We start from the raw sequence: 22898 nt of genomic DNA, 5'->3' as shown, positions 1-22898 counted from the left end.
CTCAGCGGGCGCGCAGTTCCTCGTCGAGTGCGCGGAGTTGCGCGGGCGTGCCGACATTTTCCCAGCGGCCTTCGTAAAGCTCGCCGCTCGCGCGTCCGTGCACGATGGTTTCGCGATAGTAGGGCGTGAGCGCGCGGCGCGTGCCGGGCGCGAGATCGCCGAACATGCGCGTGTCGTAGAGACCGATATTGCCGAAGGTGAAGCGCTGCTCGCCTTCGAGCGCGAGCATGCCGTCGTTCAGCGCGAAGTCGCCTTTCGGATGGAACGGCGGATTCGGCACCATGACGAGATGCATGCCGGGAGCGTCCATCGACGCGAGCTTCGAGGCGCGCTCGCGCAGGCTCGCGTAATCGAAATCGCAGAACACATCGCCGCTCACCGCGATGAACACGCCATCACCGATCAGATGCCGCGCGTTCGCGATGCCGCCCGCGGTTTCCAGCGCCTCGGTCTCGGCCGAATAACGCAACTCGATACCCCAGCGCGAGCCGTCGCCCAGTGCGGCTTCGATCTGCTCGCCGAGCCACGCATGATTGATGACGACGGTCCGGATTCCAGCCGCCGCCAGGCGCTCGATCTGCCACACGATCAGCGGCTTGCCGCCGGCTTCGAGCAAGGGTTTCGGACAGGTGTCGGTGAGCGGGCGCATGCGTTCGCCGCGTCCGGCGGCGAAGATCATCGCCGTATTCAAAGCGTGCGTCATTGGGAATCGAAGAGATCAGAAGGTGTAGCCGACTTCGACCGCGCGGCCTTCGAGCGTGTCGAGCAGGCGCGCGAACGGCCACAGCGGCGCGTAGCGTTCCGCGACCTTGCGTGCATAGCCGATGAAACGCGGCAGGTCCGCCAGATAACGCGGCTTGCCGTCGCGATAGTGGATGCGCGCGAACAGCCCGAGCACCTTGATGTGGCGTTGCAGACCCATCCATTCGAGCTGCCGATAGAACTCGCCGAAATCCGCATCGACGGGAAGACCGGCTTTCTTCGCGCGCTCCCAGTAGTACGCGGCGCAGTCGAGTTGAAACTCCTCGTCCCAGCTCACGAAGGCGTCGCGCAGCAGCGACGCCATGTCATACGTGATCGGCCCGTACACCGCATCCTGGAAATCCAGCACGCCCGGATTCGGCTCGCACACCATCAGATTGCGCGGCATGAAATCACGCAGCATGAAAGTCTGCGGCTGGGCGAGCGCGCTCTGCACAAGCAGCGCGAAAGTGTCGTCGAGCGTCTTGCGCTCGTCGGCGGTGACTTCGCGGCCCAGATGACGACCGATGAACCATTCCGGCATCAGTTCCATTTCGCGGCGCAGAAACGCTTCGTCGAACGGCGGCAGCACGCCTTCGCGCGCGGTCTGCTGAAAGCGGATCAGCGTGTCGATGGCGGCGCGCATCAGCGGCCGCGCGTTCTTTTCGTCGAGCACCGAGATGTAGGTCGTCGTGCCGAGATCGGTCACGAGCATGAAACCGGCTTCGAAATCGGTCTCGAGGATCTTCGGCACATGCACGTTCGCCGCGTCCAGCAGCGCGGCGACCTGTACGAACTCGCGGCACTTTTCGGGCGGCGGCGCATCGACGGCGATGAGCGTCCTGCCGTGTGCCGAATCGCTGTCGAGACGGAAATAGCGGCGGAAACTTGCGTCGGTGGAGGCGGGAGCGAGACTGTCGAGGTTCAGCCGATAGCGATCGGCCACGGATCGAAGCCAGGAACGGAGCTGATCCAGGCGGGCGTCGGAAGTAATCTGCGTCATAAATTCGAGGGGCAAAACATCTTGCCATATAATACCCCACGACTTTTTTAAGCGATCCGTTTCACGCCTGGCGCCAGGCTCCCGACAACCGTGCGCGTCACCGTTCGATCGAGTGCCGTCCTTGCCTGGCAACGGACCGTCAAGTTCGGCCGCCTGCCCGGCGGCATCGGGCGCGCGGGACGCGAACGGGATCGAACCGCCACCCATACATGCCGCCACGAAAGCTTCCCGCACCGAAAATCAAAAGCGACGCTCAGCCACGCAGGCGGCGGCTCGTCGTCGCGCTTCTGTCAGTACCGGGCCTGATGCCCGCTCTCGCGCATGCCCAGCTAACCGGGGCGGCGTCCTATGCCGGGCCGCTCGACGGTCCCGAGAGTCTGCGCCTCGCGCCGCAGCTTGAAGAGCGCCCGTTGCAAAGCGGCCAGCAGCCCTCGACCTTCCTCCTGAGCGACAAGGCGACCGGCACGTCCGACGAGGACATGGCGGCGAAGGGCTCGGCGGAGATACGGCGCACGGTGACGGTCATCAAGAGCGACGCGCTGCACTACGACCAGGACACCGACATGGCCGATGCTTTCGGCAATGTCAGGCTGATCAACAACGGCGTGTCGTTCATCGGTCCGGAAGCGCACCTGAAGGTGGAGGCCAACGAAGGGTTCATGACGAACCCGAAGTACCACTTCAATCTGACGGGCGGCTCGGGCAGCGCGGAACGCATCGACCTGATCGACAACGAGCGGGCGCGCGTCGATCACGGCACGTACACCGCCTGCCAGTGCGAAGCGGATCCGGCGTGGTACATCAAGGGTACATCGTTCGATTTCGACACCGGCTCCGAAGACGGCATCGCGCATAACGGCGTGCTGTTCTTCCAGGGCGTGCCGGTGTTCGCGAGCCCGTGGCTGTCGTTTCCGCTGACGAGCGACCGTCGCAGCGGCCTGTTGCCGCCGACCTTCTCGCTCGGCTCGACGACCGGTTTCGAAGCGACGATTCCGTACTACTTCAACATCGCGCCCAATCGCGATCTGACGGTCACGCCGCGCATCATGACGAAGCGCGGCGTGCTCGGCGAGGCGATGTACCGCTATCTGTCGCCTACGTACTCGGGTTCGCTCGACGTCAACTATCTGCCTGACGACCGCGTCACGCACACGAACCGTTACGCGATTTTCTGGCAGCATCGCCAGAATTTCGGCAGCGGTTTCGGCGGCTACGTCAATTACAACAAGGTCTCGGACAGCCAGTATCCGGAAGACCTCGGCAACGCGTCGAACCAGTTCCTGAACGGCACGCAGTTGCTGTATCAGCAGGAAGCGGGGCTCACGTACAACAACGGCCCGTGGTCGGTGCTCGCGCGCGAGCAGCGCTGGCAGACGCTGACGCCGTCGATTCCGCCGTACGCCCGCGAGCCGCAGGTGAACGTGCAGTACAACAAGTACAACGTCGGCGGCTTCGATTACGGCGCGGAACTGGACGCCACGCGCTTCACGATCACGCAGGACGGCGCGACCGACGGCAACCGGCTGTACTTCAATCCGTACCTGAGCTACAGCGTCAATGCGCCGGGCTACTTCATCACGCCGAAGGTGCAGTGGCACTTCGCGTCGTACGACCTGAGCCATATCGCGACCTCGCAGGTGCCGGGTTCGTCGCCGCCGGTGGCCGGGCAGCCGAAGAATTTCACCGAGTCGATCCCGACCATTAGCCTCGACACCGGTCTGGTGTTCGACCGCTCGGTGCGCCTGTTCGGACAGGATTACATCCAGACGCTGGAGCCGAGGCTCTACTACGTCTACACGCCGTATCACAATCAGGACTTCGCGCCGATATTCGACACGGCCGAAGCCGACTTCGGCCTGGCCGAGATCTATACGCCGAACACGTTCGTCGGCAATGACCGGATCGCGGACGCGAACCGCATCACGGCGGGTTTGACGACGCGTTTCATCAACCCGGCGACGGGCGATGAACGCGCGCGTTTCGTCATTGCCCAGCAATACTATTTCCAGAGTCAGCGTGTCACGATCACGCCGGGCCAACTGCCCGAGCAGGCCAAGCACTCGGACCTGATCGCGGGCGCCGCCATCAAGCTGGGCGCGGGTTTCGCCTCGGAAACCGCGTTCCAATATAATGTGGACAACAACCAGCTGGTGCGCTCAAGCATCGGTTTCGCGTTCAGTCCCGGGGAACGCAGGGTGATCAACGTCGGCTACCGCTACACGCGGTCGAACCAGACCACCCTCGTGAACGAACCGATCAACCAGATTCTGTTGTCCGGCGAATGGCCGCTCACGAATCGCCTCTACGCCGTCGGCCGCGTAAATTATGATCTCGCGAGCCATCGTCTCGTCGACGGCCTCGTGGGCTTCCAGTACGATGCCGACTGCTGGGCGTTCGGCATCGGCTTTCAGCGCTACGCCAATGGCGTGAACAGCGTCGGCCAGCCTTCGTCGGGTTCGCGCGCGCTCGCGCAACTGACCTTCAAGGGCTTGTCGAACGTCGACAACGGCCTCGTCAGCGCGTTCCGCGCGAGCGTCCAGGGTTATCAGCCGCCGCCGCCAGCAGCGGCGCCGCTCTCCCGATACAGCGATTACGAGTGAGATCGGAGCGGGCGTTTCGCGGCGCTCAACAATAGGGGCGCTCAACGAAGGGGCGCTCGACAAAGGCAGTGAAAGCGGCGTCGAACGCCGCAATCGGGCAACACAAGCGGCACACGAACGGGCAAAGCTCGTATTTGATGGAGTATCTGTGGCAAACGTGAATATGTTTCGATCGACGGTAATCGCAGCGGGTGCGCTCGCTGCCGCGCTGATCCTGAGTACGCCGGCCGGTGCGCAGGCGTTGTCGAACCGCAATGCGCAGCTCGCCGATTCCGTCGTCGCGGTGGTGAACGACGGCGTCATCACGCAACGCGAACTGGAGGAGCGCTCGGCGCTGATCTCCAAGCGGCTGCAGCAGCAGAACGCGCCCGTGCCGCCGGCCGACCAGTTGCAGCGGCAGGTGCTCGACCAGATGGTGCTCGAGCGCATCCAGCTTCAGAAGGCGAAGGAAGACGGCATCAACATCGATGACGCCGCCGTGAACCGCACGCTCGCGCGTCTCGCGCAACAAAACCAGATGACGCTCGACGTCTATCGCGCGCGCATCGAGGCGCAGGGCGTGCCCTGGTCCACCTTCGTGCGCGATGCGCGCACCGAACTCACGCTCTCCAAGCTGCGCGAGAAGGAAGTGGACAGCAAGATCACGGTCTCGGACGGCGAAGTGGCGAACTACATCGCCAGCCAGCGCGGTCCGGGCTCGCGCAACGCCAGCGACCTGCGTCTGCAGCACATCATGTTCAAGCTGCCGGCGAACGCGCCGGAAAGCGACGTCGCGAAGGTCCAGGCACAGGCCGACGCCGTGCTCAAGCAGGCACAAGCCGGCGAGGATTTCTCCAAGCTCGCCAAGCAGAATTCGCAGGACACCGACGCCGGCAAGGGCGGCGATCTCGGCTTCCGTGTGCCGGGCTCGTTGCCGGCGGGCATCGTGACGGCGGTGTCCACGCTGCGTCCGGGCCAGGTCGTGCCGACGCTTTTGCGCACCGACGGCGGCTTCGAGATCGTCAAGCTGGTGGATCGCCGCGCAAGCCAGGGCACGGCGGCGGATGCACCCAAGCTCGTGCAGACGCACGTGCGCCACATCCTGCTGCGTGTGTCGGACGGCATGTCGGAACAGGCCGCGCGCCAGAAACTACTCGACATCAAGCAGCAAGTGCTCGCCGGCGGCGATTTCGCGAACTTCGCGCGCACGTATTCGCAGGACGGTTCGGCCTCGCAGGGCGGCGATCTCGGCTGGATCAGCCCGGGCGAGACCGTGCCCGAGTTCGAACGCGCAATGAACAATCTGCAGGACGGCGCGGTCAGCGATCCGGTGCGAAGCGAATACGGCTATCACCTGATCCAGGTGCTCGGCCGCCGCGACGCGGAAGGTTCGGCTTCGCAACAGCTCGACATCGCGCGTCAGGCAATCGGCCAGCGCAAGGCCGAGCAGGCGTACTCCGACTGGCTGCGCGAGCTGCGCGACACCGCTTACGTGCAGTACAAGGGCATCGCTGCCCAGCAGCAATAAACCCGCAATAAACTCCCGCAATAAACTCATGAGCACCGCTGACGCCCGACCGCTCGCCATCGCCATCACGACAGGCGAGCCGGCCGGTGTCGGCCCGGAACTGACGGCTGCGGCGCTGAAGCAGGCGCGCCAGCGCTGGCCGCAGGCGCGCTTCACCGTGCTGGGCGACCGCGCGTTGCTCGAAACGCGCGCAGGCGCGGGCTGGCCCGCGGCGCACGATCCGGTCGAGGTCGAACATCACGCGCTGGCGGTTCCCGCGGTGCCCGGCAAACTCGACGCCGCCAACGGGCGTTACGTGCTTGGCTTGCTCGACACCGCCATCGACGGCGCCGTTTCCGGCCGTTTCGACGCGATCGTCACCGCGCCGCTGCAAAAGAGCACGATCAACGATGCCGGCGTTCCCTTCACCGGCCACACCGAGTATCTCGCCGAGCGCACGAGCACGCCGCGCGTCGTGATGATGCTCGCCGGTTCGAGCGAGCGTCCGTTGCGCGTCGCGCTCGCGACCACGCACTTGCCGCTGAAGGACGTTTCGGCGGCGCTCAGCATCGACGGTCTGGTCGAAACGCTCTCCATCATCGATCACGATCTACGCGCGCATTTCGGCCTGGCCGCACCGCGCATTCTCGTCACCGGGCTCAATCCGCATGCGGGCGAGAACGGCTATCTCGGCCGCGAGGAAATCGACGTCATCACGCCCGCGCTCGAACGCGCCCGCGCGCTCGGCATCGACGCGCGCGGGCCGTATCCCGCCGATACCTTGTTCCAGCCGCGCTATCTGAAAGACGCCGACTGCGTGCTCGCGATGTTCCACGATCAAGGCTTGCCGGTGCTGAAATACGCGACCTTCGGCGAAGGCATCAACGTGACGCTGGGCCTGCCGATCATCCGCACGTCGGTGGATCACGGCACGGCCCTGGACCTCGCCGGCACGGGCCGCGCGGACGCGGGCAGCATGATCGCCGCGATCGACGCCGCCGTGTCCATGGCGCGTCACAAGCGCGGCGCTTGAGCGCGCATTCATTCGAACCAGTATGTCGACCAAACACCAAGGCCATTTCGCGCGCAAGCGCTTCGGGCAGAACTTTCTCGTCGATCAGGGCATCATCGATTCGATCGTCGATACGATCGCGCCTGCGCGCGGCGAACGCATGGTCGAGATCGGACCGGGACTCGCCGCGCTCACCGAGCCGCTGATAGAACGGCTCGCGACGCCTGAATCGCCGCTGCACGCGGTCGAACTGGACCGCGATCTGATCGGCCGGCTGGAAAAGCGTTTCGGCGACAGGCTCGTCGTGCATTCCGCCGACGCGCTCGACTTCGATTTCGGCACGCTCGCGCTCGAAGGCGAGAAGCCTTCATTGCGCATCGTCGGCAATCTGCCGTACAACATTTCCAGCCCGCTTCTGTTTCACCTGACGAGCTTCGCGCCCAAGGTGATCGACCAGCATTTCATGCTGCAGGACGAAGTGGTCGAGCGCATGATCGCGGAGCCTGCCAGCAAGGACTACGGGCGGCTTTCCGTGATGCTGCAATACCGCTACGTGATGGACAAGCTGATCGACGTGCCGCCCGAGTCGTTCAATCCGCCGCCGAAGGTGAACTCCGCGATCGTGCGCATGATTCCGTTCGCGCCGCACGAGTTGCCGGAAGTCGATGAAAACGTGCTGAGCGATGTCGTGAAGGCCGCGTTCGCGCAGCGTCGCAAGGTGTTGCGCAACAACCTCGGCGCGTATCGCGACACGATCGATTTCGATGCGCTCGGCTTCGATCTCGCGCGCCGCGCCGAAGAAGTGCCGGTCGCGGAATTCGTCGCGCTGGCGCAGACGGTTCAGCGCTTGCGCACCTGAACTCCGCCGGCGTCGGACAGCAATCTCATCAATCGCGCAAGGCGCGCGCGCTGCTCGTGGTGCAGGCCGCGCGTCGCGCTCACCTGCTGCACCCGCGTGCGCCAGTAGGTCTGGCCGAACAGCGAATTCGCGCCTTCCGCCGACAGCACGCGTTCCAGATGCCCGATCGCGGCATCGACATTCCTTGCGGTGTAAGGGCTCGTGATCGTGGTGTCCCGTTCGAGCGTGGTGTTCATCGTTTTCCTTGTGTCGCGTTGAATCGAGTGCGCCATTCTGTGAGCGCGTCGGGACAATCGATGTCCTGATCCTCGTGATCGCGCACGTCGCAGTATCGGGACACGATCCGTCCGAATCGGCTGCTAATATCGTCGTCCCCATGAATGCAGGGCGGCAAGACACTTTCCAGGAGACAGCGCATGCGCTTCATACACGCGGCGGACATTCACCTCGACAGCCCGTTGCACGGCCTTTCCGCCTATGCGGACGCGCCGGCCGACATGCTGCGCAACGCGACGCGCGAGGCGTTCTCGAAGCTCGTTTCCGTCGCGGTGGACGAGAAAGTCGATTTCATGGTGATCGCCGGCGACCTCTACGACGGCACCTGGCGCGACCACAACACCGGCATCTTCTTCTGCAGCGAAATGGGGCGGCTGCGCCGCGCGGGCATTCCGGTCTATGTGCTCTTCGGCAATCACGACGCCGAAAGCGAAATGACGAGCCAGTTGCGCTTGCCCGACAACGTCCACACGTTCTCGCCGAAAAAGCCGCAGACATTTCGCATCGACGATCTGAAGGTCGCGCTGCACGGCCACAGCTTCAAGGAAAAGGCGGTCACGACGAATCTCGTCACCGCGTATCCGCCGCCCGTCGCGGGGTACTTCAACATCGGCGTGCTGCATACGGCGCTCGAAGGCGGCTCGATGCACGCGAGCTACGCGCCGTGCTCCGTCGCGGAGTTGCACGCGAAGGAATATCACTACTGGGCGCTCGGCCACGTGCACGAGTACGCGATCTGGCAGGACGCGTCGACCATCGTGTTTCCGGGCAATCTGCAGGGGCGCAACATCCGCGAAACGGGGCGGCGCGGCGCGGTGCTCGTCAGTGTGTCGGAGGCGGAGGAGGTGAGCGTCGAGCGGCTTTTCATCGACGTCCTGCGCTGGGAGTCCGTGACCGTGGATGCGTCGCAGGCGGATACGCTCGATGAAGTCGCGCTTGCCGTCGGACGTGCGCTCGAAGCGCTCGTCGAAGAGGCGGAGTCGCCCGTCCCGCACGCGGTGCGCGTGACGATCACCGGCGCGACGCAGGCGCATGGCGAACTGTTCGGCCTGGAAACGCAGTTGCGCGCGGAAGTGCTCGCCCAGATCGCGGCCATCAGCCACGAACGGCTGTGGCTGGAAAAAGTGAAGATCGCGACCGAGCCGCTCTCGCACAGCGAGCCCGCGACCGGCCGCACCGATGCGCTCGCCGACCTTCACGGCCTTCTGATCGAAGCCGAAACCGATCCTGACTTTCTGAACATGCTGAAGGACAAACTGATCACGCTGGCGTCGCAGGCGCCGAGCGAATTGCAGAAGTCGGTGCCCGAACTGGAACACGTGCGCAACGGCGAACTCGCGAAGCTGGTGAGCGACGTGCGCTCCGGGCTGATCGCGCAACTGGCCGATGCGGAGTAAGCCCATGCGCATCGGCAAGCTCGAACTCATCCGCTACGGCAAATTCACCGATCGCACCGTCGAGTTTCCCGCGGCGGAGCATGATTTTCACTTCGTCGTCGGCCCGAACGAAGCCGGCAAGTCGACCATCAGGAACGCGATCTCCGAGCTGCTCTTCGGCATGCCGCATAGCTCGCCGCTCGCGTTCGTGCATCCGCAAAGCGATCTGCGGATTGGCGCGAGCATCGAGACAGGCGAGGAAAGCTTCGCGTTTCATCGCACGAAGAGCCGCCGCGCGCCGCTGTGCGCGCCCAACGGCGACCCGCTCGCCGCCGATGCGCTCGCCACCTTTCTCGGCGCCGCCGACAAGAGCTTTTTCGAGCAGATGTACTGCCTGAATCACGACGCGCTGCGCCGTGGCGGTGAAGCGATTCTCGATGCATCGAGCGATGTCGGGCAGGTGCTGTTTCAATCGGCGGCGGGCATCGCGAGTCTCGGCGACGTGCGTCAGCGACTCGCGGACGAAGCCGACAAGCTTTGGGCGAAACGCAGGTCGGAAAACCGCGTGTACTACGCGGGTCTCAGGCAATACGAGGAAGCCAGCGGCGACCTGAAAACCGCGAGCGTGCGAACGACGCAATGGCGTCGCGCGCATAACGCCGTCGAAGAAGCCGAGGAGAAGAGCCGCGAGCAGGACGCGCGCCGCGCCGAGCTCGAAGCAGCGCGCGGCAGGCTCGAACGCGTGCGCCGCATTGCGCCGTATCTGAACGTATGGCGCGAGAAGTCGGCCGAATTGCGCGAACTGGGCGATGTCGTCGATCTTCCCGCGAACGCCGAAGCGACGCTGCAAGACGCGCTGACGCGGCTCGCATCGGCCGGGCGCGCGCTCGAATTGCACGCGGAGAAGGCAGAGCGCTTGCAGGCCGAGGCAGGCGCGGTTCACGTCGATGACGCGCTGCTCGCGGCGCAGGCGCGCATTCGTGCGCTCGACGCGGCGCATCAGCGCACGGCGGATCACGCGAGCGAAATCGCGCGGCTCGAACAGGAAGTCGCGATGCGCCTGCGGCAGGTCGCGCAGGACGGCGCGCAACTCGGCTGGCCGCAGGACGAAGCGGGCGCACGTCGCGCCATGCCGGGGCCGCTCGCGCTGCAAACGGTCACGAGCCTGATGCTCGAGCGCGGCGAACTCGAAACCGCGGCCCGCAACACGGAGCAGACGGCCGGGCAAAGCGCGGCGCAAATCGAGTCTCTCAAGTCGAAGCTCGCGTCCATCGCGAGCGGCGAGGTGACGCCGGGTCTGCGCGCGGCCTTGCGTGCGGCGCAGAAATATCGCGATGCGGGCGCGACCGTGCAGCGTTTCGAAGACGCGCGGCGTGAGGCGCAGCAAACGCTCGACGCGGGCCTCGCGTCGCTCGGTCAGTGGACGCGCCCGATCGACGAACTGAAGGCGATGACGCTTCCCGCCGGGGAGCGCATCGCAACGCTGCGCGCCGAGCGGCAGGAACTGGCGTCGCGCGTGACGCTCGCGGTGGATCGCGAGGACGAAGCGAAAGACGACCTTGCCACGGCGCGGAGCGAACTCGACGATCTCGTGCAAACCCACGATGTCGTGACCGGCGACGAGGTCCGCGACGCGCGCGTCCAGCGCGACGCAGCCTGGCGCGCGATCCGCTCGGGCGACGTCGCGCTGGACGCAGCCGCGCCCGGTTTCGAAACCGCGATGCACACGGCCGACGGCCTGGCCGATCGTCATCTGGGCTCGGTCGGTCAGACGACGCAACTCGCGGCCCTGAAACGGCGCGTCGCGAACGAACAGGCGACGCTCGCTCGCCGCGAGGAAAGCGTGCGCGCAGCCAAAGCGGCATTGGCCGATTTCGATGAAACCTGGTGCACGCTGGCCGCGCAGTCGCAGCTCGCGGACATGTCGCTCGACGATGCGCCGGCGTGGATCGCGTCGCGCGACAAGGTGCTGACGGCGGCGCACGCGCTCGATGCGCGCACGCAGGATCTCGCGCGCGAATCCGCCGACGCCGCCGCGCGTCGCGACGAACTCGCGCGTCATCTCGCGGAGGCGGGCGCCACGCACGACACGCAAGCCGGTCTCGACGCGCTGTGCGATCGCGCCGAAGCGCATATCGCCTCCATCGACGACGCCATCGCCACGCGGCGCGCCATGAACGCACAGCTCGACGAAGCGCTGGCCGGACGCATCGCGCGCGAAGGCGCGGCGCGCGCGGCCCGCGAGGTTTTCGAGCGCTGGCAACGCGAATGGTCGGCGGCGCTCGCGAAAGCGGGCCTCGCGAACGCCGCCGATTCGCAGGCGGCGGCCGAAGCGGCAATCGACATCGTGAAGAAGATCGGCGAGCAACTGACGCAGATCGAGAGCGTTCGCGGCGGCCAGATCGACGCGATGCGCATGGCGCTCGCCGCCCTCGAAGCCGATGCCGTGCAGCTCGCGCAGGAACTCGATGCATCGCTCGCGGCGCTCGGCGCGGCGGCGATCGCGACGGAACTCTCGACGCGGCTCGCGCGCGCGAGCGCGGCGCATGCGGATTTGGAGCGGCTGAAGAAGGAACACGCGCAGGCGAGCGCGCAGGTGAGCCTCGCGAAGGCCGAAGTCGATGAAGCGCGCGCGACGCTGCGTCCGCTCTACGAAACGGCCGGCGTCGATACGCCCGATGTCCTCGCGGCGCTGATCGCGCAATCGCAGAAAAAGCGCGAGCTGAGCGTGGCAGTGGACGAAGCGCGTAACGCGCTGATCAAGGGCGGCGACGGACTCACGCTCGACGAGCTCGTGGCGGAAGTGGAGGACGCGGACATTCCGAACGTGCATGCCGAGCTGTCGCGCATCGGCGCGGCGTTGTCCGAGTCGGTGAAAATCGCCAGCGATATCGCGACCACGCTCGACGCCGCGCGCCGCGAGCTCGACGCCATTTCCGGCGCTGCGAACGCCGCGCGCGCCGAAGCCAAACGCCAGGAAGCGCTGTCCGCGATGGCCGACGCCGCCGAGCGCTTCGTCAAGGTCGAGACGGCGTCGACGCTGCTCAAGTGGGCGATCGACCGTTATCGCGAACGCCGCCAGGGACCGATGCTATCGCGTGCGAGCGCGATTTTTTCGACGCTCACGCTGGGCGCGTTCTCGCGGCTCTCCGTAGATTACGACCGGCAGCCGATGGCGCTGTCGGCGATCCGCTCGAGCGGCGAGCACGTGGATATCGCGGGCATGAGCGAGGGTACGCGCGATCAGTTGTATCTCGCGCTGCGGCTGGCCGCGCTCGAAGAACATGGCGAGAAGGCGTCGCCGTTGCCGTTCGTGGCGGACGATCTCTTCATCAACTTCGACGACAATCGCGCGCGCGCCGGCCTGCGCGTGCTCGCGCAGATCGCGAAACGCACGCAGGTGATCTTCCTGAGCCATCACGATCACCTGATCGATATCGTGCGTGAGGTTCTCGGCGCGCAGGTCAACGTGTGCGACATGAGCTGACCCGTCATCCGTTCAGCAGCGCGTCGAGGCGCAACAGCGTGTCGCGCGCGCCACCCGCGATGCCCACGCCGCAGTTCGGGGCAATCGCGTGCTCGCGCGGATTGATGCGCACGACGCGCGGCCCGTTGCGCTCGCTGAAGCGCCGGACCGTTGGCAGCGCGCGCCCCGCGCCGAGCTCGACGACCACCAGCCGCCCGACGCCCTGCAGCCATGTGCCAAGTCTTTGTTCTTGCCGCGCCGACCGCGTGTCGATCCAGTTCCAGTCGCCGAACATGAGAATGTTGGGACGCGCGAGCGCGTGGCAATGCGGGCAGCGCGGCGGCGCGTTGAGCAGCTCGCAGCGGCTTTCGTCGATGACCGGATCGAAGCCGTCGGCGGACCAGATATCGCCGGTGCAGGCGTCGATGCATTGCAGCGCGTCGATCGCACCGTGGCATTCGGCGACGCGCTCGTGTGCAAAGCCGGCGCGCTGAAACTGCCCGTCGACATTGCTGGTGAAGACGAACGCGCCGTGCGGCATGCGCGCCGCCCAGCGCTTGAGCACGCCGAAGCCGTCGTGCGGCCGCGTCGCGCGATACAGTGCGAGCCGATGCCCGTAGAAGCCCCACGCGAGCGCCGGATGCCGGACGAAGCCTTCAGGGTTGGCCATCTCCTCGAACGAAAAGCCGTGATGACGCAGCGCCGGATACGCGCGCCAGAACCCCTCCGGGCCGCGAAAGTCGGGCAGTCCCGAGTCGACGCCCATGCCTGCGCCGGCGGTGATCAGCAGGCCGTCCGCCTCGCGGATCCATTGCGCGGCCTGCTCCATCGGCGCCTGATCGCTCATTGCGCGCTTCCTTCTCCGTAACGTTTCGCGAGCTTCCTGTAGTCTTCGGCGAATTCATCGCGCAAGTCTTGCGGCGCGAGAATTTCCACGCCTGCGCCCAGCGCGCGCAGCCACCAGCGCAGCTTGAGACTCGGCGTGACGGTGCCGGACACTTTCATGCGGCCGTCGGGAAGTGTGTCGATCTGCTGGTCTTTTGACATCGGCGATTCGCGCAACTGATTGCCCGCCGTGCCCTCGAAAGCAAGTTCGAGGCACACCGGCGGCTCGGGCAGGAAGTCGAATGCCTGTTGCGTCTCGATGTACTTGCGCAGCTTGAAGTCTTCCGGATAGGTGAAAGACGCGCCCGATTCCGTCGCCGAGCGGATGCGGTCGAGCCGGTAGAGCGTGCGCATCCATTCCGTTTCGCCTTTCTCGGGACGCGGCGCGCGATTCGGGTCTTGCGCGACCATGTACATGACTCCCGCGGATTCGACCAGCGCGAGCGGCCAGAGGGTTTTGGTTTTCGGCTCGGCGCTTTGCTCGCCCTTGTACGCCGGACGATATTGCACCAGCAGTTCGCGCTCGAAGAACGTGGCGGTGGCGACGGTCTGGAAGATCTCCGGACGCAGCTTCGGACGGATCAGCGTGAAAGCGCCATCGACGGAATCGATCTTGTCGGCCCACGCGCGATACATGCGGCTGTCGGCCTTTTCCTGCGAGAGCCGTGCCTCGGCGGCCTTGAAAAGCGGATCGATGTCGCGCGTCACGGCGGTCGGCAGCTTGTTGCCGGCGAAGCGCTGAAGAATGTGAAACGCGACCGCTTCGGACGCGCTCATCAGGCCGCTCACGCCTTCCTGCAGGCCGTGCAGCCAGGGCTTGCGCTGCCAGAGCAGTTCGCGTCCGTTGATCGTTGACACGACGCGCGAGTCGGCTTCGAGCGCGCTCAGATGGCGCTGCACTTTCTTCGTATAGCCGACGCGATGACCGCGCTCTTCGAGCCGGCGCCGGACTTCGGGCGTCGAAAGCCAGGCGGTCGCGTCCCGTTCGGTAGGCAGCACGCGGAGAATGGCTTCGTCGAGGCTGGAGGTCATGGGGCTCGGAACGAGTGAATGTCGTTTCCGATTATAGAGATGCGATGAGACAGATTGTGTCTTGATGAAGGTGCGGACAAGAGGCAGGCCACTCGGCGACGACGCGAGAGACGAGATGGAGGCGGGGAAGGCGCAAAACAAAAAGCCCAGTCCGAAGACTGGGCTATCTGCTTGATTCTTTGGTAGGCCGTACGGGATTCGAACCTGTGACCAACGGATTAAAAGTCCGCTGCTCTACCAGCTGAGCTAACGACCCGAAAGAGGCAAAATTATAATCAACGAACGGTGAAACTGTCAACCCAATTCGCTAAGGAATTTCGCGGACGTCGAAGGAAAGGTCAAAAAAACGCCCGCGACATCATTGCTCGCGGGCATTCTCCTCGAGACGCGCGCTGAAACCTCAGCGCGAAGAAAGCGCCGAAAAAACACTTACTTCACTTGCGACATCTTGCTTTGCGCGGTCTGCGCGACTTCCGTGCCGGAGTACTGCGAGATGATCTGCTGAAGCGTCTGCTTGGCAGCCGCCTTCTGGCCTTGCTCGATCTGGTTGTTCGCGATTGCGAGCAACGCCTCGGGTGCTCGCGGATGCGTCGGATACTGCTTCACCAGGTCCTGCCAGATTGCAGTCGATCCCTTGTAGTCGCGCTGGGCGTACAAGGCATTGCCGAGCCAGTATCGAGCCGTCGGCTGATACGGGCTCTGCGGATACTTCGCCACGAACGCCTTGAACGACGCCGCGGCGTTCTTGTAGTCGCCAGCACGGAACTGAGTCGACGCTGCGTTGAACGCTTCCGTCTCGCCGGGCTGCACCGAACCGGTCACGCCGTCGATCGTCTCTTGCTGCGGCTCGAACTTCTTCAAGCGCGTGTCGAGATCGGCGTAATAGTCCTTTTGCTGCTTTTGCAGCGTCGCGACCTGGTTGGCCAGATCCTCGTTCTGTCCACGAACCGTCGCGACCTGCTGATTGAGCTGGTCGATACGGTTCTGCTGATCGAGGATCGTGCGCTGCGCCGCCTGCAACTGACTGGACAGGCTATCTGTCTTCGTGCGCAGGTCGAGCACGGCTTTACGCGCTTCGTTGTCGTCGAAGACACCGGCGTGCGCTGGCACGCTCGTCATCACCGCGCCAACGACGCACACGGCTGCGGCCGCGCGCAGCAAGGGGAAACGAAACAACATAGGGCGACTCACCCGTGACTGGTTACGTTAGATAAATTACTGCTGGTACACGAGGTCCGCACGGCGGTTCTGTGCCCACGACGATTCGTCGTGACCCGTCGCCATCGGCTTTTCCTTGCCGAGGCTCACGGCTTCCATCTGCGCATCGGCGACGCCCATCAGCGACATTGCGCGACGCACGGCTTCCGCGCGCTTCTGGCCCAGCGCCAGGTTGTACTCGCTCGTGCCACGCTCGTCGGTGTTGCCCTGGATCAGGACGTGACGCTCCGGATGGCTCTTCAGGTACGACGAGTGTTGTTGCAGCAGCGGCTGATAGTCGTCCTTCACGGCGTAGCTGTCGAAGTCGAAATAGATGCTGCGCTTGGCGAGCGGGCTGTTCGGGTCGTTCAGCGGGTCGATGTTGACCTGCTTCACGTCCGTCGGGTTCGGCTGCGTGCCGACCGCACCCTTGTTCTGACCTTCGTCGAGCTTCACGCCCGAGTGACAAGCCGCCAATGCGCCGACCATCGCAACTGCCAGGCCGATACGAAGTTTCGACATCATGGTACCTCTCCTTGTGTTGTAGCTGAACGTTGTCTGTGAAACGTTATTGCTGTTTTACTGCATGAACGGACCCCAGGACGGCTCGCGCACCACACCGCCCTGAACTGACAAGACTTGCCGCGTGCGACCGTCGGTCGAAACGGCTGCCAACACGCCACGTCCGTTCACTTGGGTGGCGTAGAGGATGTACTGACCATTCGCCGCGAAGCTCGGCGATTCGTCATGCGTCGTGTCGGTCAGCCCCGTCGCCGTGCCGGACGCGAGGTCCTGCAGATACAGCTTGAAACCGCCGCCCGTGCGCGAAATGTACGCGAGCTGCTTGCCGTCCGGGCTCACGCGCGGGCTCGTGTTGTACGAACCGGTGAACGTGACCCGCTGGGCCGCGCCGGCGCTTTCCCCCGCCGCCGGCATCTTGTAGATCTGCGGTTGGCCGCCGCGATCGCTCGTGAAGTAGATGGAGTTGCCATCGGGCGAGAAGGCCGGCTCGGTATCGATGGAACTGCCTTGTGTGAGACGGCGCAGGCCGGAGCCGTCAGCGTTGACTTCGAAAATCTGCGTGTTGCCGGTGCGCGAGAGCGCGACCGCGAGCTTGCGGCCGTCAGGCGACCAGGCCGGGGCGCTGTTGTTGCCCTTCTGATTCGACACGACCACGCGACGTCCCGTCGGCAGATCGTGGATGTACACCACCGGCTTCTTCTTCTCGAAGGACACATACGCGACCTTCGTGCCGTCCGGCGACCAAGCCGGCGAGATGATCGGTTCGGGGCTGGAGAGGGCGATCTTGGCGTCCTGGCCGTCCGAATCGGAAATCTGCAATTGATATCGGCCGCCCGTCTGAATCACGTAGGACAGACGCGTCGCGAACACGCCGCGGCCGCCGAGCAGCTTCGCGTAGATGTAATCGGCGATCTTGTGCGCGCTCATGCGCAGGCCGCTTTCGGCGGACACCAGCGACAGGCCGCCGAGATTCTGCTGGCTGACCGTGTCATAGAGGCGGAAGCGCACTTCGTACTGGCCGTTCGGCAGCTTGTTCACGCTGCCCGACACGAACGCATTCGCGCCCTTCGCCTTCCACGCGCCGAGATCGACCGAATCGGTTTCCGATACCGGCGTGCCGCCTGCGTCGATATTCGTGAACTTGCCGCTGCGCTGCAGATCCTGGCGGATGATCGCGCTGACCTGCTGCGGTGAATTCGCTTCGTTGGCGAAATTGGCCGTTGCGATCGGATATTGCGTGGAGCCGACGCCGGTCACGAGTACGTTCAACTGGGCGTGTGCGGCGGTGCCGGCTGCGATCAGGCAGGACGCGACCAGCGTTCTCAGGCCAAGCTTCGTCATCAAACTCATGCTGTATAGGTTCCAGAAAAAAGCGTTTCAAGTGTTAGCGGACTGCAGAACAGACCCGCGCTCGCACAATTCGTTCCCGCAGCTCGATGCGCGCTTTCATGGGCACTTTTCCCCATGAAATCATGCGATTCGCGCAATCAGCCTCCCGCCGGGCGCAGCGTGATCGTGAAGCGATCCGGCGCCTTTCCGTCGTTATCGACAGGCATCGGATCCGAGCGCTGCACCGCGCGCAGCGCCGCCTGATCCCACTGCTCGTTGCCGCTCGAGCGCGTGATATTTGCCGACAGCAACGTACCCGTTGGCGAGCAGCGCACCGACACGACCGTCTCGAGCCCGGCGGTTTCGCCTGCCCACACGATGTTCGGCCGCACGCGACGCTGCACCTTCTCGGCATAACCCGGCGAAGTCGCATTGCCGCCTGCGCCCTTGCCGGTGCCGCTCTTGGCGAGGCCTTCGCCGCTGCCCGCCGTGCCGCCGCCCAGCTGACCCTGCAACTGCGCGAGACGCGCCTTGCGTTCGCCATCGAGCTTGGCCTTCGCTTCCGCATCGGCCTTGGCTTTCGCCTGCGCGGCGGCCTTCGCCTTCGCATCGGCTTCAGCCTTGGCCTTGGCTTGCGCGTCGGCCTTCGCCTTGGCTTCCTGCTGCTCCTTCTCTTTTTCCTTCTGCTCCTTGAGCTGTTCCTGCTTCTGCGCTTCGGCTTGCTGCTGGCGCTGCTTGTCCTGCTGCGCCTTCTGTTGCTGCTGCTTCTGCAGTTCGGCCTGACGCTGCTGCTCGATCTGCTTCTGCTTGTCCTGCATCGCCTTCTGCTGGGCGGCCGCAGCGGCGGCTTGCGCGGCCAGTTGCTGCTGGCGCTTCGCTTCCGCTTCCTGCTTCGCTTCTTCCTGCTGGCGGCGCTGCTCTGCGAGTTGCGCCTCGCGCGCGGCGGCTTCCTGCTGCTTGCGCTTCTTTTCCTGCAACGCGATGTCCGCTTCCTCGTCGCGCGCGGGCGGCGGCGCGGGCTGCACCTTGACGGGCGCGGGCGGCGGCGGGGCGGGGCGGGGTGTCGGCGTGGAGGTATCCGGAATCTCGGTCCAGATTTCGGCTTCAGCGCCGGCCGGCGTGTTGTTCTGCCAGTTGATGCCGTGATACAGCAGCCAGATGAGCAGCAGATGCATCAGCGCCGCGAGCGCGAACGCCTTGCCCGTGCCGCGCTCGCGCGGCGGGCGGATCGGTCGCGCGGACGGCGCGCTTGGCTGCTTGTGCAAAAGGGTCATTGCGATTTGACGAGCAATCCGACGCGCTTCACGCCGCGCGCCTTCATATCGGACATCACGTTCATCACGACTTCGTACTTCACCGTTTTGTCGGCCGCGATCACGACGGGCTGATCCGGATGCGACTCCTGACGATTGAGCACGAAGGTGTTGAGATCGTCCTTGGTCATCTTCTGCTCTTGCGACGAGCCGCTATCGTCCTTGTAGCGGACGTTCATGCTGCCGTCCGCCTTGATGTTGATGACGAGCGGCGGCTGCTGCTCCTGCGGCTGCGCGTTGCCGACCGTCGGCAGATTGATGATGGAAGGCGAAACGAGCGGCGCCGTCACCATGAAAATGACGAGCAGCACGAGCATCACGTCGATATACGGCACGACGTTGATGTCGGACATCGCGCGGCGCGAGCTGCCGCGCATGCTGGAACGAATGGGGCCTGCCATAGCGGACTCCTTCTCTTAGTGCGCCTGGCGCTGCAGGATGTTCGAAAACTCTTCGATGAAAGTCTCGAAGCGGATTGCCAGACGGTCGATATCGTGGGCGTAGCGGTTGTACGCGACCACGGCCGGAATCGCGGCGAACAGGCCGATGGCGGTCGCGACGAGCGCTTCCGCGATGCCGGGCGCCACGTTCGCGAGCGTCGCCTGCTGCACGTTGGCGAGACCGCGGAACGAGTTCATGATCCCCCAGACCGTGCCGAAGAGACCGATATACGGACTCACCGAACCGACCGACGCGAGGAACGCGAGATTCGCTTCGAGCACGTCCATTTCACGCTGAAAGGCGGCGCGCATCGCGCGGCGGGAGCCGTCGAGGATCGCGCCGGGGTCGGTGATGCGGCGCTCCTTGCCCTTCAGGAATTCACGCATGCCCGATTCGAAGATACGCTCAAGTGCGCCGATGGTGTGGCGATTGTTCGCCGCGCTCTGATATAGCGCCTGCAGGTCGCCGCCCGACCAGAAATCGCGCTCGAAACGCTCGGTCTGCGCGCGTGCGCGGCGAATGGCGAACCACTTGCGGAAAATGAAAGTCCACGACAGCAGCGAAAGCAGCAGCAGCAGCGCCATCACGGCCTGCGCGAGCAGGCTCGCGTGAATGACGAGAGAAACGATCGACAGGTCTTGTGTATTGTTCATAAAGGTCCGCTGTTACGTCCCGCGAAGGGCGTCCGGTTTAAAGCGTCATGCTTTCGTGAAACGGATGTGAATTAAACGAAAGCCGCGCCGTAACCGGCCCGTGCTCCGTAATGCCTTTTTCAATTCCCGATACCGGGTTCGCTTCGGGGTGCGATGCGTTCATCGGTCAGACTCGGTCCGGGTTGGTGCCGCTCGGCGCGGTGGCGAGCGCGGCGTGCGGGCCGCGTTTCAGGCCCTCGAGCACCGCGTCGGGAATGGCGGCCGGACGAATCGACGCGCGATCCACCGAAGCGATGCGAATATCGCCGCTCGCGAGCAGCACCCCGTCGCGCCACGCTTCCTGATGAAAATCCACCGACGCGCGCCCGAGCCGCTCGATACGACTCACGACGCGAATGACGTCGTCCAGCCGCGCCGGCGACGAATATTCGACGGCCGTACGCCGCACGACGAACACGATGCCGCTCGAATCGGAGAGACGCTGCTGGTCGATGCCGCACGCGCGCAGCCACTCGGTGCGCGCCCGCTCGAAGAACTTCAGGTAGTTCGCGTAGAAGACGATGCCTCCGGCGTCGGTGTCCTCGTAATACACCCGAACCGGCCACTCGAAACTCAACGGATCACTCACCTTTGCGCCGCTCCGCTCGCGCGAAGGCTCATCGGAGCGCTCCGGCTTGCTTTTTGACAGATATTCATCGGCGGCATTTTACCGGAACCCGAAGCACCCTCGCCAAATCCTTAGGCATTTCCCCTTATCAGCCGCGGTGAATTTGCAACGGTGCGAAGCTCTGCGCGATGGGCATCATCTCGATGGCGTTGATGTTCACGTGCGCCGGACGCGTCGCGATCCAGTAGATCGCGTCGGCGATATCCTCGGGCGTGAGCGGCTGCGTGTCCTTGTATACAGTGGCGGCCTTGGAGTCGTCGCCCTTGAAGCGCACGTTGGAGAACTCGGTGCCGCCGACGAGCCCCGGCTCGATGTCGGTCACGCGCAGCGCCGTGCCGGCCACATCCGCGCGCAGGTTCAGGCTGAACTGCCGCACGAACGCCTTGGTCGCGCCGTACACGTTGCCGCCGGCGTACGGATACGTGCCCGCGACCGAGCCGATATTGAACACGTGCCCACGATTGCGCTCGACCATGCCGGGCAGCACCGCGTGCGTGACCGTTACGAGGCCGGCGCAGTTCGTGTCGATCATGTCCTTCCAGTCTTGCAGGTTCGCGCGCTGCGCGGGTTCGAGCCCGAGCGCGAGCCCCGCGTTGTTCACGAGCACGTCGATTTGTGAGAAGGCCTCGGGCAGCGCGGCGATCGCGCTACGGACAGCGGCTTCGTCGCGGACGTCGAGTTCCACCGGCAGCAGCGCGTCGCCCAGTTCGCTCGAGAGCGCCTGCAGGCGATCCTTGCGGCGCGCGGCCGCGATCACTCGATGGCCGCCTTTCACGAATGTGCGGGCGATGGCGGCGCCGAATCCGGCGGACGCGCCGGTGACGAAAACGATCATGAGCGGACTCCGAATGGGGTGGGGCAGGCAAAGCCGGAGCGCGCCCTGGCGCAAGTCCGGCAACGGCGCAAAGAGTACTTCCATTGATGCGCCGCGGCAAGCAATCGCGGGCTCGAACGATCGTGCTTTATCGAGCCATGCGGGCGCTCTGGGCAAGCCCGCAAGCCGGTTGCCTAAAGCAGGGCCGCCCATTAAACTACAACGCTCAAACCCCGCGTGACTGGCGATAGAATCTTCGGATTCAAGGTGGAGCGACCCACCAGGAAGCGCGGAGCGTCGTTTTGCCGTTCGCCTGGGCAGCTGAGATCCGCGCGCCGTCGCTGCGTTGCCGGAGGCTGTCCGTTCTGCGAAATCGGATTCATCCTTCATCCGTCGCGCCTGGACTCCATCGGTTTCCAGCATCTTCTGCGTCTGTGTGCCACGCGCATCACGCGCACGCGCGATCCGGTCAACCTGTTTAGATCTCACGGAAAACGTATGTTTGACAGAGCCGAAAGTACCCTCGCCAAGGTCGATCCCGAACTGCTCAAGGCGATCGAGCAGGAAAACCGTCGCCAGGAAGATCACATCGAGCTGATCGCGTCGGAAAACTACACCTCGCCCGCCGTCATGGCCGCGCAAGGTTCGCAACTGACCAACAAGTACGCGGAAGGCTATCCCGGCAAGCGTTATTACGGCGGCTGTGAATACGTGGATATCGTCGAGCAACTGGCGATCGACCGCGTGAAGCAACTGTTCGGCGCCGAAGCCGCGAACGTGCAGCCGAACTCCGGCTCGCAGGCCAACCAGGGCGTGTTCTTCGCGGTGCTCAAGCCCGGCGACACGATCATGGGCATGAGCCTCGCCGAAGGCGGTCACCTCACGCACGGCTCGCCGGTCAACATGTCGGGCAAGTGGTTCAACGTCGTGAGCTATGGTCTGAACGCAGCCGAAGACATCGACTACGACAAGACCGAGGCGCTTGCCAAGGAACACAAGCCGAAGCTGATCGTGGCGGGCGCTTCGGCGTTCGCGCTGAAGATCGACTTCGAGCGTCTTTCGAAGATCGCGAAGAGCGTCGGCGCGTATTTCATGGTGGACATGGCGCACTACGCGGGTCTCGTCGCAGCAGGCGTCTATCCGAATCCGGTGCCGCACGCCGACTTCGTCACGACGACCACGCACAAGAGCCTGCGCGGCCCGCGCGGCGGCGTCATCCTGATGAA

The 22898-nt window shown here is 64.7% G+C and carries 20 protein-coding genes, 1 tRNA gene and 1 riboswitch; of the genes, 7 read left to right on the top strand and 14 right to left on the bottom strand.

The window, feature by feature from the left end; translation table 11 throughout:
- Position 1: 1 nt before the first annotated feature.
- Positions 2 to 703, bottom strand: coding sequence for an N-acetylmuramate alpha-1-phosphate uridylyltransferase MurU (gene murU, locus AWB79_RS36480; RefSeq protein WP_061172330.1), 702 nt, complete (start codon positions 701 to 703; stop codon positions 2 to 4).
- 15 nt (positions 704 to 718) lie between these two features.
- Positions 719 to 1744 carry an aminoglycoside phosphotransferase family protein gene (locus AWB79_RS36475; RefSeq protein ID WP_061172329.1) on the bottom strand — a complete coding sequence of 342 codons (1026 nt, stop codon included), beginning with the start codon at positions 1742 to 1744 and terminating at the stop codon, positions 719 to 721.
- A gap of 209 nt (positions 1745 to 1953) precedes the next feature.
- On the opposite strand from AWB79_RS36475, the gene AWB79_RS36470 reads away from it, so the two are divergent.
- The 4 genes from AWB79_RS36470 to rsmA all read left to right on the top strand — a co-directional run bounded on the left by AWB79_RS36470 (position 1954) and on the right by rsmA (position 7701).
- Positions 1954 to 4344, top strand: coding sequence for an LPS-assembly protein LptD (locus AWB79_RS36470; protein WP_061172328.1), 2391 nt, complete (start codon positions 1954 to 1956; stop codon positions 4342 to 4344).
- Between the two features lie 163 nt (positions 4345 to 4507).
- Positions 4508 to 5851 carry a peptidylprolyl isomerase gene (locus AWB79_RS36465; protein WP_061172327.1) on the top strand — a complete coding sequence of 448 codons (1344 nt, stop codon included), beginning with the start codon at positions 4508 to 4510 and terminating at the stop codon, positions 5849 to 5851.
- Between the two features lie 28 nt (positions 5852 to 5879).
- A complete protein-coding gene (pdxA, locus tag AWB79_RS36460) occupies positions 5880 to 6863 on the top strand; it encodes a 4-hydroxythreonine-4-phosphate dehydrogenase PdxA (protein ID WP_061172326.1) in 984 nt (327 codons plus the stop codon).
- Between the two features lie 22 nt (positions 6864 to 6885).
- Positions 6886 to 7701: a 16S rRNA (adenine(1518)-N(6)/adenine(1519)-N(6))-dimethyltransferase RsmA gene (rsmA, locus tag AWB79_RS36455; protein WP_061172325.1), complete on the top strand. Its 816-nt coding sequence runs from the start codon at positions 6886 to 6888 to the stop codon at positions 7699 to 7701.
- Here rsmA and AWB79_RS36450 read toward each other — a convergent pair.
- On the bottom strand, positions 7683 to 7937 hold the full coding sequence (locus AWB79_RS36450; RefSeq protein WP_061172340.1) for a hypothetical protein: 255 nt from the start codon (positions 7935 to 7937) through the stop codon (positions 7683 to 7685). The genes rsmA and AWB79_RS36450 overlap by 19 nt on opposite strands.
- A gap of 180 nt (positions 7938 to 8117) precedes the next feature.
- Here AWB79_RS36450 and AWB79_RS36445 point away from each other — a divergent pair, with 180 nt between their 5' ends.
- A complete protein-coding gene (locus tag AWB79_RS36445) occupies positions 8118 to 9374 on the top strand; it encodes a metallophosphoesterase family protein (protein ID WP_061172324.1) in 1257 nt (418 codons plus the stop codon).
- A gap of 4 nt (positions 9375 to 9378) precedes the next feature.
- A complete protein-coding gene (locus tag AWB79_RS36440) occupies positions 9379 to 12840 on the top strand; it encodes an ATP-binding protein (protein ID WP_061172323.1) in 3462 nt (1153 codons plus the stop codon).
- A gap of 4 nt (positions 12841 to 12844) precedes the next feature.
- Here AWB79_RS36440 and AWB79_RS36435 read toward each other — a convergent pair whose 3' ends face one another.
- From AWB79_RS36435 to ydfG, 11 genes are all read right to left on the bottom strand, one after another.
- On the bottom strand, positions 12845 to 13666 hold the full coding sequence (locus tag AWB79_RS36435; protein WP_061172322.1) for an SIR2 family NAD-dependent protein deacylase: 822 nt from the start codon (positions 13664 to 13666) through the stop codon (positions 12845 to 12847).
- Positions 13663 to 14736, bottom strand: a complete 1074-nt coding sequence (locus tag AWB79_RS36430) for a helix-turn-helix transcriptional regulator (protein WP_061172321.1) — start codon at positions 14734 to 14736, stop codon at positions 13663 to 13665. The genes AWB79_RS36435 and AWB79_RS36430 overlap by 4 nt, the downstream gene beginning before the upstream one ends.
- Positions 14737 to 14916: 180 nt before the next feature.
- Positions 14917 to 14992 (bottom strand) — tRNA-Lys (locus AWB79_RS36425).
- 173 nt (positions 14993 to 15165) lie between these two features.
- Positions 15166 to 15915, bottom strand: a complete 750-nt coding sequence (gene ybgF / locus AWB79_RS36420; RefSeq protein ID WP_061172320.1) for a tol-pal system protein YbgF — start codon at positions 15913 to 15915, stop codon at positions 15166 to 15168.
- Between the two features lie 36 nt (positions 15916 to 15951).
- A complete protein-coding gene (gene pal / locus AWB79_RS36415) occupies positions 15952 to 16458 on the bottom strand; it encodes a peptidoglycan-associated lipoprotein Pal (protein WP_061172319.1) in 507 nt (168 codons plus the stop codon).
- 54 nt (positions 16459 to 16512) lie between these two features.
- A complete protein-coding gene (tolB, locus tag AWB79_RS36410; protein ID WP_061172318.1) occupies positions 16513 to 17805 on the bottom strand; it encodes a Tol-Pal system beta propeller repeat protein TolB in 1293 nt (430 codons plus the stop codon).
- A gap of 137 nt (positions 17806 to 17942) precedes the next feature.
- Positions 17943 to 19058: a cell envelope integrity protein TolA gene (gene tolA / locus AWB79_RS36405; protein WP_061172317.1), complete on the bottom strand. Its 1116-nt coding sequence runs from the start codon at positions 19056 to 19058 to the stop codon at positions 17943 to 17945.
- Positions 19055 to 19498, bottom strand: a complete 444-nt coding sequence (gene tolR / locus AWB79_RS36400; RefSeq protein ID WP_061172316.1) for a protein TolR — start codon at positions 19496 to 19498, stop codon at positions 19055 to 19057. Before tolR ends, tolA begins: the two co-directional genes overlap by 4 nt.
- 15 nt (positions 19499 to 19513) lie before the next feature.
- Complete coding sequence (tolQ, locus tag AWB79_RS36395; RefSeq protein ID WP_016346195.1) at positions 19514 to 20191, bottom strand: protein TolQ; 678 nt, start codon at positions 20189 to 20191, stop codon at positions 19514 to 19516.
- Between the two features lie 166 nt (positions 20192 to 20357).
- Complete coding sequence (ybgC, locus tag AWB79_RS36390; RefSeq protein WP_061172315.1) at positions 20358 to 20819, bottom strand: tol-pal system-associated acyl-CoA thioesterase; 462 nt, start codon at positions 20817 to 20819, stop codon at positions 20358 to 20360.
- Between the two features lie 127 nt (positions 20820 to 20946).
- Positions 20947 to 21693 carry a bifunctional NADP-dependent 3-hydroxy acid dehydrogenase/3-hydroxypropionate dehydrogenase YdfG gene (gene ydfG / locus AWB79_RS36385; protein WP_061172314.1) on the bottom strand — a complete coding sequence of 249 codons (747 nt, stop codon included), beginning with the start codon at positions 21691 to 21693 and terminating at the stop codon, positions 20947 to 20949.
- A 206-nt stretch (positions 21694 to 21899) separates the two neighbouring features.
- Positions 21900 to 21998: riboswitch (ZMP/ZTP riboswitch) on the top strand.
- Between the two features lie 172 nt (positions 21999 to 22170).
- Between ydfG and glyA the strand changes: the two genes are divergently transcribed.
- Positions 22171 to 22898: serine hydroxymethyltransferase (glyA, locus tag AWB79_RS36380; RefSeq protein WP_157695928.1), on the top strand; the 728-nt coding region annotated here is incomplete at its 3' end.

It is taken from the genome of Caballeronia hypogeia (assembly GCF_001544875.2).
Lineage (GTDB): Bacteria > Pseudomonadota > Gammaproteobacteria > Burkholderiales > Burkholderiaceae > Caballeronia > Caballeronia hypogeia.
This window is presented reverse-complemented; position numbering and strand designations above follow the sequence as displayed.

Coding starts and splice junctions, on each gene's coding strand:
- tolB (WP_061172318.1), bottom strand. CDS start 17,805: ATGAGTTTGATGACGAAGCTTGGCCTGAGAACGCTGGTCGCGTCCTGC.
- AWB79_RS36450 (WP_061172340.1), bottom strand. CDS start 7,937: ATGAACACCACGCTCGAACGGGACACCACGATCACGAGCCCTTACACC.
- pdxA (WP_061172326.1), top strand. CDS start 5,880: ATGAGCACCGCTGACGCCCGACCGCTCGCCATCGCCATCACGACAGGC.
- ydfG (WP_061172314.1), bottom strand. CDS start 21,693: ATGATCGTTTTCGTCACCGGCGCGTCCGCCGGATTCGGCGCCGCCATC.
- AWB79_RS36440 (WP_061172323.1), top strand. CDS start 9,379: ATGCGCATCGGCAAGCTCGAACTCATCCGCTACGGCAAATTCACCGAT.
- pal (WP_061172319.1), bottom strand. CDS start 16,458: ATGATGTCGAAACTTCGTATCGGCCTGGCAGTTGCGATGGTCGGCGCA.
- AWB79_RS36435 (WP_061172322.1), bottom strand. CDS start 13,666: ATGAGCGATCAGGCGCCGATGGAGCAGGCCGCGCAATGGATCCGCGAG.
- AWB79_RS36475 (WP_061172329.1), bottom strand. CDS start 1,744: ATGACGCAGATTACTTCCGACGCCCGCCTGGATCAGCTCCGTTCCTGG.
- rsmA (WP_061172325.1), top strand. CDS start 6,886: ATGTCGACCAAACACCAAGGCCATTTCGCGCGCAAGCGCTTCGGGCAG.
- tolQ (WP_016346195.1), bottom strand. CDS start 20,191: ATGAACAATACACAAGACCTGTCGATCGTTTCTCTCGTCATTCACGCG.
- tolR (WP_061172316.1), bottom strand. CDS start 19,498: ATGGCAGGCCCCATTCGTTCCAGCATGCGCGGCAGCTCGCGCCGCGCG.
- ybgF (WP_061172320.1), bottom strand. CDS start 15,915: ATGTTGTTTCGTTTCCCCTTGCTGCGCGCGGCCGCAGCCGTGTGCGTC.
- AWB79_RS36430 (WP_061172321.1), bottom strand. CDS start 14,736: ATGACCTCCAGCCTCGACGAAGCCATTCTCCGCGTGCTGCCTACCGAA.
- AWB79_RS36445 (WP_061172324.1), top strand. CDS start 8,118: ATGCGCTTCATACACGCGGCGGACATTCACCTCGACAGCCCGTTGCAC.
- murU (WP_061172330.1), bottom strand. CDS start 703: ATGACGCACGCTTTGAATACGGCGATGATCTTCGCCGCCGGACGCGGC.
- AWB79_RS36470 (WP_061172328.1), top strand. CDS start 1,954: ATGCCGCCACGAAAGCTTCCCGCACCGAAAATCAAAAGCGACGCTCAG.
- tolA (WP_061172317.1), bottom strand. CDS start 19,058: ATGACCCTTTTGCACAAGCAGCCAAGCGCGCCGTCCGCGCGACCGATC.
- AWB79_RS36465 (WP_061172327.1), top strand. CDS start 4,508: ATGTTTCGATCGACGGTAATCGCAGCGGGTGCGCTCGCTGCCGCGCTG.